The sequence below is a fragment of the Streptomyces sp. C genome (assembly GCF_000158895.1).
Lineage (GTDB): Bacteria > Actinomycetota > Actinomycetes > Streptomycetales > Streptomycetaceae > Streptomyces > Streptomyces racemochromogenes.
The window spans coordinates 7153243-7166761 of the sequence record NZ_GG657750.1; the positions used below are offsets into that span (position 1 = coordinate 7153243).

Here is a 13519-nt window from a genome sequence, read left to right on the forward strand (position 1 = left end):
CCGGTCCCGGCTGCTGCTCGCCACCATCGCCGCGGCCGCGGCCCTGTCCGGCCAGCTGGTGGTGACCGCCCCGGCGGCGTTCGCGGACGGGCCCAAGCCGTCGGCCCAGGACCAGAGGAACCAGGACAAGGGCAAGGACGACCACAAGAAGAAGGCCGTGCAGTTCCCGCACGGTCTGCGCCAGTTCACCTCCGACAACACCTTCACGGTGCCGGCGGGCGTCACGACCGTGTTCGTCCAGGCCTGGGGCGCCGGCGGCGGTGGCGGCGGTGGCGGTGGCGCCTCCGCCACCTCCCTGGGCGGCGCGGGCGGCGGCGGCTGCGCGGGCGGCTTCACCTGGTGCGCCCTCACCGTGCGCCCGCTGGCCGACTACGGCGTGGACATCGGCGACGGGGGATCCGCCGGCGGCGGCGGTGCGGCGGGCACCGCGGGCACCTCCGGCAACCCGGGCGACCCCACGACCGTCGTCGCGACGGCGACCAACACCACCCTGGCCACCGCCACCGGCGGTGGCGGCGGGGGTGGCGGTGGCGGCGGCACCACCACCGCGGGTGCCGGCGGCGCCGGTGGCGCGGGAGGCAACGGCTCGTGCACCACGAGCAGCGTGAACCGTGCCGGAGCCCCCGGCACGCCCGGTGGCGCCGGTACGGCGGTCGGCCAGGGCGGAGCCCCCGCCGACGGCATCGTCCAGCTTCCCCCGGGCGCCGCCGAGGGCGGCGACGGCGGCGCGGGAGGCAGCGCTCCCGGCCAGGCCGGCAGCCCCGGACAGACCGGCGGCTCCGGCTACGTCGTCATCTGGTGGTAGTCGCGCCGTCCTGAGCGGACGCCCGGGAACACCCTGACCGCCCGCTCCCACGGCCCCCGCGGCCGAGGGGGCGGGCGGTCGCCCGTCACGGTGCGGCCGTCAGGAACTCCCGCAGGTCGACGACCGCGTACTCCTCCTCCAGCAGCGCGTCGACGATGCGCGGCAGGGCCTGCGCGTCGAGGACGACCCCGTCGCCCGCGCTGCTGCCCACGTGCATCTGCAGGATGGCCCCCGGGCCCAGGGCGCGCACCGCCCGGCGGACCGCCTTGTCCACCGTCATCCCGCCGGCCGGCCCCAGGTAGCCGTTCGTGTCGTCGGTGAACTCGATCGCCGCGTACCCCAGGCCGTTGACGTCCGCCACCGCGTCCTCCGTGGTCGAGCTGTACGGGAACCGGAAGAACGGCAGCGGCTCGGCCCCGGACGCCGTACGGATCGCCGCGTCGGCGGTGCGCACCTCCCGCTCCCGCTCCGCCGTGCCGAGGTCGTCGAAGTACGGGTGGCTGTGGGAGTGGTTGCCCAGCCCGTGCCCGGCGGCGGCCATCGCCCGCACGGCCGCGGGACGGGCCTTCGCGAACAGGCCGGTGGGGAAGAAGGTGGCGGCCGCCTTCCGCCGCCGCAGCTCCGTCAGGACCGTGTCGAGACCGCTCTCGTCCCAGGCGGCGTTGAAGGTGAGCGCCACCACCCTGCGCGAGGTCGGCAGCCGCCGGACCTCCTGCCCCAGCAGCGACGCCGGCGGCCGCGGTCCCGCCGCCGCGGCGGCCACGGCACTCGGGGCGGGCACCAGACCCGCGGCCAGCAGCGCCGCCATCGCGGCACGTCGTCCCACATCCACCACAGTCGCTCCCTCGGCCGGCGCACCGCACCGCGCGGCGCTGCCACGAGTGTGCGAGAGCGGCGGGCCGGGCGCCGCGCAGCCGTGCCGGGCACCCGGGTGATCTCCGCCGGCCGTACGGCAGTGACACGGTGTGCCCGGACCCGGCACCGGCCGGCGGCCCCGTACAGTCCGCTTCGGCCACCCCGCCTCCGTCATCGCGGGCCGCGCACCGCAAGGGAGACAGCCGTGAACACCACCGACCAGAACCGCTTCCCGTCGGACCCGGCCCGCCCGCAGCACGGGGAACCCACCGGCAGGGCCTCGCTGCACGCGCTCGTGCTCTCCGGCTCCTCCCGGACCGGTTCGGTCAACGCGCGCCTGGCCGCCCTGGTCGCGAGCCTCGTGGTGCGGGCCGGCGCCACCGCCGAACCGGCCATGCTCGGCGACTTCCCGATGCCGCTGTACGACGGCGACCTGGAGGCCGACGAGGGCGTGCCGCCGGGGGCCCTGGCCCTGCGCGAGCGGATCGAGGCCGCGCAGGCCCTGGTCATCGCCTCGCCCGAGTACAACGCCTCCGTCCCGGGCGTGGTCAAGAACGCCGTCGACTGGGTGTCCCGCGTCCGGCCGCAGCCCTTCAAGGACAAGCAGGTCCTGCTGGTGTCGGCCTCGCCCTCGATGGTCGGCGGCAACCGGGGCCTGTGGGCGCTGCGCGTCCCGCTGGAACACCTCGGGGCACGGGTCTACCCCGACATGTTCAGCCTGGCGATGGCCCATCAGGAGTTCACCGAGGACGGCGCGCTGCGCGACCGGGGGCTCGGCGAGCGCCTCACGGCGACCGTCGAGTCCTTCCTCGACCTCGCCGAGGCCGACACCCGCTACCTGTGCCTCCAGCGCCGCTGGTACGAGTTCCTCGGCGACCGGACCGACGCGCCGGTCACCGCCCGCGCCCAGGACTGAGCCGCCGCACCACCAAGGTCGGGCACCACCAAGGACGCGCCCCACCCCCGCCCGGCACAGCCGCGGGCGGGGTGGGGCGCGTACCCGTGCCCGGGGGCGCGCGCTGGTGCCCAGGGGGCGTGCGGGGCGGCGGATGCCACTCTTCCGGAAGAATTCCGGCACCGGCTTGCACGATCGGGCGTGCTTTCCGATGGGGTGGTGATGGGGGGCGCTTGCGCTCCACGGCTGTCGCACACGGGGGCAGGCAGCCGACCACCCCACACACCACTTGGAAGGTTCCGCGCCGAAGTGAATGTTGCCGAGATTGTCGCCCTCGCGCTGATAGTCACCACCACGGTCCGTGTTTTCTCGAGCGATGTGACACCCACCGCCCTGGAGGGCGGCGACGAGCAACGGTGGGGGAGTGCATGAGCGAAGGCGAGTTCGACCCAGCGGGGGACCAGACGGTCTCCAGTGAACTGGCGGGCGTCCTGCCCGTGGAGTTCACCGCGTTCCACTCCCAGCAGCACCGAGCGTACCTGCGCTACGCCCACCTCCAGCTGGGCAACGCCAAGGACGCGCAGGAAGTCGTCGACGACGTGTTCACCTTCCTCCTGAAGGTGTGGCGCCAGGCCCTCAAGGAGGCGAGCCTGCACGGCTTCGCCTGGGCGGTCCTGCGCGAACACGTCGAACGCCGGCTGGCGGCCCTCGGCCGCCAGGTGGCCATGGTGGAGACGGCGTGGTTCTCGGCCCTGCGCCGCTCGTCACGCGAACGCCTCGAACTGCTGGAGTCCAAGCTCGGCCTGTACGCCGCCATCGCGGAGCTGTCCGAGCGGCAGTACGACGTGGTGCTGCTGGCGTTCCTGCTGGGCAACGACTCCGACACGGTCGCACGGATGATGGGGATCTCCCCCGCGACGGTCCGTTCGCACGTACGCGGCGCACGCCGAACCCTGTCCCGCAAGCTCGGGGTGGACTGGATCCCCGGAGAGGAGAAGGACCAGTGAGCGACATGCCCGCTGACCGTGACATGCCGCTGTGCGAACTGGACGCGGCCCTGAAGAACGCCGCGGTGCTCGCGGAGGAGTACGCGGGCTACGACGAGGGCGCGGCCCGGCGCCGCATCGCCCGCCGGATCGTGGCCGACCGGGCCCGCTCCGCGATCGGCGGCGCCACCGGACCGGACCTGCCCGCCCGCGGGCAGACCGGCCCCGCCGAACACGACGACCTGGTCCTCGACGCCGCCTGCCACGTGCGGGCCGCCCGCGCCCTGGACGACGTCACCTGGTCCCTCGTGGAGAGCCGGGACTTCGCGGAGCTCGCCCTGCACGCCGAATCCTGGCCGCACGGAGTGGACTCGGCCCTGCTGTTCGGCTGTCTGCTCCACCTGACGGAGCGGACGGAGGGCGCCCGGTTCTGGTTCCAGTACGCGGCCGGGGCGGGCTCCCGCACCGCCGCGCAATGCCTCTACCTCCACCACCTCTCCCGTGCGGAGGTCCGTACCGCGAGGCACTGGAAGCAGCAGGCCCGGACCCTGCCCGCCGAGGAGCACCTGCCCCATCTGCAGCAGATCCCCGAGGACCTCGAAGAGGCCCTGGCCGCCTCCGTGATCTGGACCTCCCCGCCCATCACCACCCAGGACCTCAGCTCGCTCACCAGCGGCCCCGGCCGGGCCGCGCGGCCGCCCTACCGGCTGCCCGCACGGCTGCGCCAGGCGGTCGCGGCGCGCCCCAACCACGAACACCCCGACCTGGGCGACGTGTTCACCCCCAGCCCACCGGTCGCCGTGGCCGTGGCCCACCACGCCCGCCTCAACCCCCTGCACCTGACGGGGGAGGCCAACGCGTGGGCGCTCGAAGCGCTCAAGCAGCCGCACCTGACGCACGCCGCCCGCAAGGGCCCGGAAGGCCAGCCGGCGTCCGCCGCCCTGGAATCCGTCCACCAGGCGCTGCGCGTCCTGGAGGTGGTCAACCGGTACTCGGGCGGAGTCAGCCTCACCCAGATCGCCCGTGAGACGAAACTGCCGCAACTGGTGATCGCCCGGGCCGTGGAACAGCTCGTCCGCGCCAGCCTGGCCGCCCCGACCGGGCCCGACGCCTACGTCGCCGGCAACGCCCTGACGCTCACCGACGCGGCGGGCGGCGACGGGCGCGGCCACCTCAAGGACACCCTCGCCTGGGTGCGCGACGCCGTGGGCGCCGCCGTCTACGTCGCCCGCTACACCGACGGCGAGGTCTCCATCACCCAGTACGCCGACGGCCCCGGCACACCCGTCGTCGAGGAATGGGTGGACTTCAGGTCGGCCGCCCACGCCTCAGCCGTCGGCAAGGCCCTGCTCACCCAGCTCGACTACGACGACAGGAAGGACCACCTGGACCGCCACCGGATGTCCAAGTTCACCCCGCACACCATCGGCAGCGAGAAGGCCCTCTTCCACCAGCTCGACGCGCGCAGGCCGGGCGCCCCGCTGCTCGACCTCCAGGAGTACGCCCTCGGCACGGTGTGCGCGGCCGTCCCCATCACCTCGGGCCCGAACGCCGAATGCGTGGCCCTGTCCATCCCCGTCCCCGACCCGGGCCGGCTGAGGCAGGCCGCCCGGATCCTGCAGAGCGAGGCCGCCGCCGTCTTACTGGCCCTCATCGTGGCCGGCAGCGCCCAGCCCGCCCCCGGACCGGTCCGCAGCGCACCCGCCGCCCCGGGACCCCAGTGGTTCACGGACGCGGCGGCCGGCGCGGCGGCCCCGGCCGGACTGCACCGCCCCTTCCTCTCCACCACCGCCTAGCGACAACGGCCGGCCCCGCACGCGGGGCCGGCCTCCGCCGCGAGCAGGGCCCTCAAGCCCCGCCGGGGCCGAGGGAGCCGAGGGCGGCCACCGCGCCGACCATGCGGTCCCAGAAGAGCTCCGTGTCCAGGGTCGTGCCGACCCGCGCGTTCACGGGCCGTCCCACGTACTGGTGGAGGTCCACGACGGTGGCGCCGCGCGTGTAGCGGCCCTGGAGCTCGACGACGACGTTGGCGTCGGCGCAGCCCACGATCGCCGGGTCGATCACCCTGGCCACCGCCACCGGGTCGTGCAGCGGCGGGTGGGGCATGCCCCACAGCCGGCGGTAGGCGGAGGCGAAGTAGGTCAGCAGCTCCACGCAGACCGAGCCGATCGGGGTGCCGAGGGCCTCGAAGCGGGCCAGCACCTCCGGGGTGGCCAGCGCCTGGTGGGTCACGTCGAGCCCGCACATGGTCACCGGTACGCCACTGCCGAACACGACGGCGGCGGCCTCCGGGTCGGTGCAGACGTTGAACTCGGCCGCCGGCGTGCGGTTGCCCGGTCCCACCGAGCCTCCCATCAGCACGATCTCGCGAATGTGCCCGGCACTGTCGGGATGGCGGGTCAGCAACAGGGCGATGTTGGTCAGCGGGGCGGTCGGCACCAGGGTGACCGGCTCGGGGTGCTCGACGAGGATCCGGTGGATGAGGTCCACGGCGTGTTCGGGCACCACGTCCACCGTGGGCGGCGGGAAACGCGGTCCGTCCAGCCCCGATTCGCCGTGCACGTCGGCGGCGACGGCCAGCGGCTGGAGCAGCGGCCGGTCGCAACCCGCGGCGACGGGCACGTCCGTGACACCGGCGAGGGTCAGGACCCGGCGGGCGTTGAGGGTGGTCTTCTCCAGCGTCTGGTTCCCGGCGACGGTGGTGACGGCGAGGAGGTCGACGGCGGGATCTCCCGCCGCCAGCATGATCGCCAAGGCGTCGTCGTGTCCGGGGTCGCAGTCGATGATGATCGGAACGGGCACGCGCTGGACCTCCTCGTGGGCCTGGACGGCCCAGTCTGCCGCCGGACGGCCGCGCGGGCCGCCCCTTACGAGCCAAAAGGCGGCCGGGTCGTGGCGGACACCGCCTCGGGCGCACGGTCTGATGGTCGGACGACTGCCCCGGACGGGGGACGTGTGCGGGGTGACGGGGCCGCGGCTGACGCGCCTGCGCCGATGGCCGCGGGGAGTGTGGAACGGTTCGTGCCGATCACGCACAGCAGCGATCGGAAGGACTCCCCATGCTCAGAACGGTGTTCACTGCCGGCGCGGCCGCCGCGCTCGCCGCTGCCGCCCTCACGCCCTCCGCGGGCGCCGCGCCCGCCCTGCCGTTCCCCGCGCCGCCGGGGCAGATCACCGTCGACGTGGTCCAGGTCAACGGCTCCGGCTGTCGCCCCGGCACCGCCAATGTCGCGGTCTCCCCGGACAACACCGCCTTCACGGTGACGTACAGCGAGTACCTCGCCCAGGTCGGCAAGGACGCCAAGACGACCGACTTCCGCAAGAACTGCCAGCTCGGCCTCAGCGTGAACGTGCCCCAGGGGTACACCTACGCCATCGCCAAGGCGGACTACCGCGGCTTCGCCAGCCTGGCGCAGGGCGCGAGCGCCACCCAGAACGCCAGCTACTACTTCCAGGGCATGCAGCAGACGGCCTACCGGAGCCACACCCTGAACGGCCCGGCCGAGGGCAACTGGCAGGTGTCGGACGCGGTGCCCGTCGAGGCCCTGGTCTTCCATCCCTGCGGGGCCAAGCGGAACCTGAACATCAACACCGAGCTGCGCGCCCAGGCCGGTTCCTCCGACACGGCGAACACCACCAGCTTCGTCGCGATGGACTCCACCGACGGCAGCTTCAACACCGTGTACCACTTCTCCTGGAAGACGTGCCCGCAGCGGCGCTGACACCGGAGGGACGGCGAGGGGCCGTGCCCGGGATCCCCCTGGGCGCGGCCCCTCGCGCATGTCCGGAGGTGGTGTGAAGAGATGCCATTGAGGGCGTTCGGGTGGGAATGTCCAGCACCGGCAACCGGGCGCGGAGAGTAACGAGTCATGACGTTCAGTGATGACTCCACTACCGGGAGGTCTGATGAGCACCGTGAACACCGCACCGACGTACGGACTTTCCTCCGGGACGCCGCAGTGGGCGCTCGACCCGTACCGCTTCCCGGGCCTCCAGGACCTGGACGAGCCGGAGGCTCCCGCCGGGCACGCCGAGGAGGGGCCCGAGGGTCCCCGTACCGCGCCGCGCCGGCCCTGATCGGGAAGCGGAAGCTCCGGTTACTCGCGAGGAAACCCGCCCTTTGGTTATGGTGAGCGCCCTCCGGTCAACGGCGCCTTCGGATCCCATGCCCAGTCAGGGATCCGGAGGGCGATCGAAGGATGTCCCGCCAATCCGGGGCGCAATCTGCATCCAGAGCGACGTGCTGTCGGCAACACCGCCCGACGTCGGCTCCGTGCGAGCCGGCCTGCGCTCGCCCCGCCACCCCGGGGCTGGAAGCGCGGCGGTCCTCTCATTCACCTACCTCGCGAAGGCAAGGCAGAGATGGCAAGAGCCACCAGACATTCCTCCCGGCAGTCCACCCGACAGGGGACACACCCCGTCGACGAACTCCTTCCGTTCCCCCAGCTCGCCCTGTACGGATTCCAGCACGTGCTGGCGTTCTACGCGGCGGCGGTCATCGTCCCCGTCCTCCTCGGCAACGCCCTCGGACTCGGCCGCCAGGAGCTGGTCCACCTCATCAACGCGGACCTCCTCACCTGCGGCATAGCCTCGATCGTCCAGGCCCTCGGCGTCTGGAAGGCCGGCGCCCGGCTCCCCCTCGTCCAGGGGGTCACCTTCACCGCGGTCTCACCCATGATCGCCATCGGCCTGGGCGCCGGCGGCGGCACCGCCGGCCTGCTCGTCGTCTACGGCGCGGTGATCACGGCCGGCATCGCCACCTTCGCCTTCGCGCCGCTCTTCAGCCGGCTGGTGAAGTACTTCCCGCCGGTCGTCATCGGCACGATCCTCACCATCATCGGCATCACCCTCATCCCCGTGGCCCTGCAGGACGCGGCGGGCGGCGCCCACCTCATCGGCACGCCCGCGTACGGGTCCGCGAAGAACCTCGCGTACGCGCTGGGGACCCTGCTCTTCATCCTCGCCCTGGTCCGCGTCGGCAGGCCCTTCCTCAGCAGCCTCGCCGTCCTCCTCGGACTCGTCGTCGGAACGGCCGTCGCCTGGCTCTTCGGGGACGTCGACTTCGGCTCCGTGGCCCAGGCCGACTGGATCGGGGTCACCACCCCCTTCCACTTCGGCATGCCGCGCTTCGAACTGCTCCCGATCGCCGCGATGCTCGTCGTCATGCTGATCACGATGGTGGAGACCACCGGCGACGTCTACGCCATCGGGGAGATCACCCGCAAGAAGGTCGACGCCGACACGGTCGCGCGCGCCCTGCGCGCCGACGGCGTCGCGACGGTCCTCGGCGGGATCCTCAACTCCTTCCCCTACGTGGCCTTCGCCGAGAACATCGGCATCGTCCGGATGTCGAAGGTGATGAGCCGCTACGTCGTGGTCGCGGCCGGCGTGTTCATGGTCGTGCTCGGTCTCCTGCCGAAGGCGGGCAGCCTGGTCGCCTCCGTCCCGCACCCCGTGCTGGGCGGCGCGGCGGTGTCCATGTTCGGCATCGTCGCGGCCGTCGGCGTCCAGATCCTGGCCAAGGCCGACCTGCGGGAGGAGCGCAACACCCTGATCCTGGCGGTCAGTCTCGGCGCGGCCCTGCTGCCCACGACGGTCAGGCCCTTCTTCGAGCGCATGCCCGACGACGTCCGGGCCGTGCTCGACAGCGGGATCACGCTCGGCGCCCTCTCCGCGATCCTGCTGAACCTGCTCTTCAACGTGTTCACGAGCCGCAGCACGATGGAGATCGACTGGGACGACGTCGAACCCGACGCCGAGGAGGACGGCCCGTCCGGGCCGCCCGCCTGGGCGCCGGCCCGCTGACACACGGGCGGGCCGGGAGGGGGAACCGTACCCCTCCCGGCCCGCCGGGCGCCCTGCCCGCCCCCGCGTCAGCCGCCCGCCGGGTGGCCGGGCGCGGCTTCGCCCTGATCGCCGACCAGCTCCCAGAAGTGGTCGGCCAGGCGGCGCAGGTAGGCGGACCGCTCGGCGGCTATCTCCTTCAGCCTGGAGTCGTCGTTGCGGGCGACCAGGTGGCCCATGTACCGCTCGGAGAAGGCGGCGAGCTCGGCGTGCATCGTCCGCAGCGCGTCGCCCACGCTCGTCGCGTCGACGGAGGCGATCTCCACCACGGGATCGACGTGCGCCTTCCAGCGTCCGGCCACCGCCGACCGCAGGTGTCCCTCCAACTCCTCCGCGCGGCCCGTGACCATGGTCAGCGCGCGCAGGGACAGCCCCAGGGCCTCCACCAGCACCCTGGTCTGCCAGGAGTCGCCGTGCCACTGCCCCGACGCCTCCGCGGCGCGGTACTCCGACGGGTCCATGCCCAGCCGGTACGCCAGCCGTTCCACGCTCAGCCGGCGGGCCAGCCGGAACTCGGCGAGCGTCCTCGGCGTGGTCCCCATCAGGGTGGCCGCGTCGCACCACAGCACGTCGGCCAGGGCGAACAGGTGCTGGTCGGAAGGGACGTGGGAGCCCTGCTCCCACGCCGCGACCATGGCGGGATGGACCGGGCTCCCGCAGGCCGCCATGGCCTCGGCCACCTGAACCGTGCTCAGACCCATGCGGGCGCGGGCGGATCTGGCCCCGGCAGGGGAAAACGGAGTGCTGTACACGTACACGCCACCTCTGGGAAACGGAATGCTGAACGAACACCAGGCGCGGGCACAGTAACAGATATACAGAAGGTTGTAACTGGCAATTCCCCTTTGTTTCAAAGGCTTTGCTGGCGCTGGGCTAAGTGATCAACGACTGCTAGGGATCTTCTCCAGCAGAAGCGGAATTCTTTTCCTGGTTCTGGGCAGTGCGGTGCGCAGGCTGCCGCGGGAGGCGAGGACGCCGATCGGCGGCGGCCCGGCGAGGACGGCGAGGGGAAAGCCGCTCGAACCGTGGTGGAATTCCGGCCGCTCCGGCCTGTTGTGGCCGTGGGGAAAACACGGTGTGGGGAAACGGGCGCGGGCGGCGGGGAAGTGAGGATGTGTCGGCATATGGAGGAATCCACGCTGCCCCGTCCCGATCCTGGCACGAGGTCCACAGTCGCGACATGTGTTCCCGCACGCGCCGTGAACGCGCCCACGCGCCCCCGGGGTCGCCCGTCCGGGTGCGGGGAAGGCTCTCACCAGGGCGTTCTCCGGCAGTACGACGGGCCCCCCGGCGGAAATCCCGCAAAACCGTCGACGGAGTAACGACGAGCTCGCATCGGGAACGCCGTACGCCCTTCGCCTCCCGGACTCCTGCCGCCCCCGGCGCTCCGCGGCAGGACGCTTCGCGCCGCATCGCGCACGGTCCCTTGCCGGTGCGCCCCCGGGGCTTACGATCTCGACGGACGGTCCCCTTCCGCGGACCGCCGCTCCCCCCCGCACCCCCGTGGAGGTCAACCGTGTTCCGGACGGCCGAAGGACACCGCAGTCACCGCGACGGCGGCCACCCCCACCCCTCCCGCCGGCGCCCGCGCGCCCTGGCCGCCGCTGCCGCCGCCGCGGGGCTGTTCCTCGCCGTCGGCTGCTCCTCGGGTGACGACGGGCCGGGGGAGGCGGCCGGGGGCGTGAAGGTCGTCGAGAAGGGCAAGCTGACCACCTGCACCCACCTGCCCTACCCGCCGTTCCAGTTCGAGCAGAACGGCAAGGTCGTCGGCTTCGACGTCGCCCTGATCGACCTGGTCGCGAAGAAGCTCGAAGTCGAACAGAAGATCCTCGACACGCCGTTCGAGAACTTCAAGACGGGTGCCTTCCTCAACTCCGGACAGTGCGACCTCGCCGCGGCCGGCATGACCATCACCGACGAACGCAAGAAGAACGTCGACTTCTCCGTCCCCTACTTCGACGCGACCCAGGCCCTGCTGGCGACGAAGAAGAGCGGCATCACCTCCCTCGCCGACCTCAAGGCCAAGAACAAGAAGCTGGGCGCGCAGGCCGAGACCACCGGCGAGAGCTACGCCAAGGCCCAGGGCTTCAACCCGGTCGCCTTCGAGAGCTCGGACGCGGTGCTCAACGGCCTGCGCACCGGCCAGGTCGACGCGGTCGTCATCGACTACCCGGTCGTCCAGGGCTGGCTCAAGGACCCCAAGAACTCTGCCGAGTTCGTCCTCGGACAGAACATCGAGACGGGCGAGAAGTACGGCTTCTCGGTGAAGAAGGGCAACACCGCCCTCCTAGCCGCGATCGACAAGGCGGTCACCGACGCCAAGGCCGACGGCACCTACAAGAAGATCTACGAACAGTGGATCGGCCCGCTGCCCCAGGCCACGTCGTGACCTCACGGCTCACCCGGCGGCAGCGGCGCCGCGTCTGGCAGGGCGTCCAGTACGCGGTCTTCGTCGCCGTCCTGGTCCTGGTCGGCGTACTCGCCGACTGGGGCCGGCTGCAGAACCAGTTCGCGCAGACGGACCTGGCGTCCAGGCTCTTCCCGGAGATCATCACCATCGCCCTGCGGAACACGGTGGTGTACACCCTGTCCGGGTTCCTGTTCGGGCTGGTGCTCGGCCTGGTCATCGCCTTGATGAGGCTGTCTTCGGTGGCCCCGTACCGCTGGGTCGCGAGCGTCTACATCGAGCTGTTCCGGGGGCTGCCCGCCCTGCTCATCTTCATCTTCGTCGGCGTGGCGGTCCCCCTGGCCTTCCCCGGCACCGCCATCCCCGGCGGTACGTACGGGAAGGTCGCGCTCGGCCTCGGACTGGTCGCCGCCGCCTACATGGCGGAGACCATCCGCGCCGGCATCCAGGCCGTCCCCAAGGGGCAGATGGAAGCGGCCCGCTCGCTCGGCTTCTCGCACGGCCGGGCCATGGTGTCGGTGGTGATCCCCCAGGCGTTCCGCATCGTCATCCCCCCGCTCACCAACGAACTGGTCCTCCTCTTCAAGGACTCCTCACTGGTGCTCTTCCTCGGCGTGACGCTGGAGGAGCGGGAACTGACCAAGTTCGGCCGGGACCTCGCCAGCGAGACCGCGAACTCCACCCCCATCCTCGTCGCGGGCCTGTGCTACCTCCTCGTGACCGTGCCGCTGAGCTTCGTGGTGCGCCGGCTCGAGGCCCGTGCCGACAAGGCCACGTGAGGAACCGATGCCACAGACCACGGGAACGGGGGACACGATGGGCAGCGACCGCCCGGAGATCGAGATCCGGGGACTGCACAAGTCCTTCGGCGACAACCACGTCCTGCGGGGCATCGACCTCGACATCGGCCGGGGCGAGGTGGTGTGCGTCATCGGCCCCTCCGGCTCGGGCAAGTCCACCCTGCTGCGCTGCGTGAACCTGCTGGAGGAGCCGACGAGCGGCCAGGTCTTCGTCGGCGGTACGGAACTCACCGACCTCGACGTGGACATCGACGCGGCCCGCCGCCGCATCGGCATGGTCTTCCAGCAGTTCAACCTCTTCCCGCACATCAGCGTCACCGCCAACCTCACCCTCCCGCAGCGCAGGGTCCTGGGCACCGGCAAGGAGCGGGCCGCCGCCGTCGCCCGCGAGAACCTGGACCGCGTCGGCCTCACCGCGAAGGCCGACGCCTACCCGGCCCAGCTCTCCGGCGGCCAGCAGCAGCGCGTCGCCATCGCCCGTGCCCTGTCCATGGGACCGGAGGTGATGCTCTTCGACGAGCCGACCTCCGCGCTCGACCCGGAACTCGTCGGCGAGGTCCTGTCGGTCATGCGCGTCCTGGCGGGGGAGGGGATGACCATGATGGTCGTCACCCACGAGATGAGCTTCGCCCGTGAGGTCGCGGACCGGGTGGTCTTCATGGACGCCGGCGTGATCGTCGAACAGGGGCCCGCGGAACAGGTCGTCACCCGTCCGCGGCACGCACGCACCCGCGACTTCCTCAACCGCGTCCTCGACCCGGCGGCGGTCGAAGCCCCGGCCGAGGGACCGGCCGAGGGACCGGTCGACGGGCAACCCCCGCCGGAGCCCCGGGGCTAGGGCCTGTCCGCGAAGCGGCGCCCGCCCCGCGACGCCCGGCACGCCGAGAGCGCGGGCCGGGTGCCGCGGGGGCCGTGCGGGACTTCCGC

General features: G+C 72.4%; 13 protein-coding genes. 10 read left to right on the forward strand and 3 right to left on the reverse strand.

What is annotated here, in order from left to right:
* A partial coding sequence (locus SSNG_RS42575; RefSeq protein ID WP_165365046.1) for a hypothetical protein occupies positions 1–805 on the forward strand: 805 nt, incomplete at its 5' end.
* 85 nt (positions 806–890) lie between these two features.
* On the opposite strand, the gene SSNG_RS31995 is transcribed toward SSNG_RS42575, so the two are convergent.
* Entirely contained in the window at positions 891–1637 is a 747-nt protein-coding gene (locus tag SSNG_RS31995) for a polysaccharide deacetylase family protein (protein WP_241695168.1), read from the reverse strand.
* A gap of 306 nt (positions 1638–1943) precedes the next feature.
* Here SSNG_RS31995 and SSNG_RS32000 point away from each other — a divergent pair, with 306 nt between their 5' ends.
* The 3 genes from SSNG_RS32000 (at position 1944) to SSNG_RS45455 (ending at position 5337) form a co-directional block, all read left to right on the forward strand.
* On the forward strand, positions 1944–2576 hold the full coding sequence (locus SSNG_RS32000; protein WP_007268088.1) for an NAD(P)H-dependent oxidoreductase: 633 nt from the start codon (positions 1944–1946) through the stop codon (positions 2574–2576).
* A 407-nt stretch (positions 2577–2983) separates the two neighbouring features.
* On the forward strand, positions 2984–3562 hold the full coding sequence (locus SSNG_RS32005; protein WP_241253482.1) for a sigma-70 family RNA polymerase sigma factor: 579 nt from the start codon (positions 2984–2986) through the stop codon (positions 3560–3562).
* A 5-nt stretch (positions 3563–3567) separates the two neighbouring features.
* The gene (locus SSNG_RS45455; protein ID WP_347232484.1) at positions 3568–5337 is read left to right on the forward strand and encodes an IclR family transcriptional regulator C-terminal domain-containing protein; all 1770 of its coding nucleotides are present in this window, start codon (positions 3568–3570) and stop codon (positions 5335–5337) included.
* Positions 5338–5389: 52 nt separating this feature from the next.
* On the opposite strand, the gene SSNG_RS32015 is transcribed toward SSNG_RS45455, so the two are convergent.
* On the reverse strand, positions 5390–6343 hold the full coding sequence (locus SSNG_RS32015; protein ID WP_007268092.1) for a nucleoside hydrolase: 954 nt from the start codon (positions 6341–6343) through the stop codon (positions 5390–5392).
* A 257-nt stretch (positions 6344–6600) separates the two neighbouring features.
* On the opposite strand from SSNG_RS32015, the gene SSNG_RS32020 reads away from it, so the two are divergent.
* The 3 genes from SSNG_RS32020 (at position 6601) to SSNG_RS32025 (ending at position 9346) form a co-directional block, all read left to right on the forward strand.
* Positions 6601–7263: a DUF4360 domain-containing protein gene (locus SSNG_RS32020; RefSeq protein WP_042802486.1), complete on the forward strand. Its 663-nt coding sequence runs from the start codon at positions 6601–6603 to the stop codon at positions 7261–7263.
* A 184-nt stretch (positions 7264–7447) separates the two neighbouring features.
* Positions 7448–7618, forward strand: coding sequence for a hypothetical protein (locus SSNG_RS42580; protein ID WP_165365047.1), 171 nt, complete (start codon positions 7448–7450; stop codon positions 7616–7618).
* 285 nt (positions 7619–7903) lie between these two features.
* Positions 7904–9346, forward strand: a complete 1443-nt coding sequence (locus tag SSNG_RS32025) for a nucleobase:cation symporter-2 family protein (protein ID WP_042802487.1) — start codon at positions 7904–7906, stop codon at positions 9344–9346.
* A 68-nt stretch (positions 9347–9414) separates the two neighbouring features.
* Here the strand turns inward: SSNG_RS32025 and SSNG_RS32030 are convergent, their stop codons facing one another.
* Positions 9415–10086: a transcriptional regulator gene (locus tag SSNG_RS32030; protein ID WP_050779798.1), complete on the reverse strand. Its 672-nt coding sequence runs from the start codon at positions 10084–10086 to the stop codon at positions 9415–9417.
* 893 nt (positions 10087–10979) lie between these two features.
* Here SSNG_RS32030 and SSNG_RS32035 point away from each other — a divergent pair.
* Genes SSNG_RS32035 through SSNG_RS32045 form a run of 3 tightly spaced genes read left to right on the forward strand, consistent with a single transcriptional unit; the run spans position 10980 to position 13430 of the window.
* Positions 10980–11774, forward strand: coding sequence for an ABC transporter substrate-binding protein (locus SSNG_RS32035; protein ID WP_042804477.1), 795 nt, complete (start codon positions 10980–10982; stop codon positions 11772–11774).
* Positions 11771–12571, forward strand: a complete 801-nt coding sequence (locus SSNG_RS32040) for an amino acid ABC transporter permease (protein WP_042802488.1) — start codon at positions 11771–11773, stop codon at positions 12569–12571. Before SSNG_RS32035 ends, SSNG_RS32040 begins: the two co-directional genes overlap by 4 nt.
* Before the next feature lie 7 nt (positions 12572–12578).
* The gene (locus tag SSNG_RS32045; RefSeq protein ID WP_050779799.1) at positions 12579–13430 is read left to right on the forward strand and encodes an amino acid ABC transporter ATP-binding protein; all 852 of its coding nucleotides are present in this window, start codon (positions 12579–12581) and stop codon (positions 13428–13430) included.
* The last annotated feature ends 89 nt before the right edge of the window (positions 13431–13519 follow it).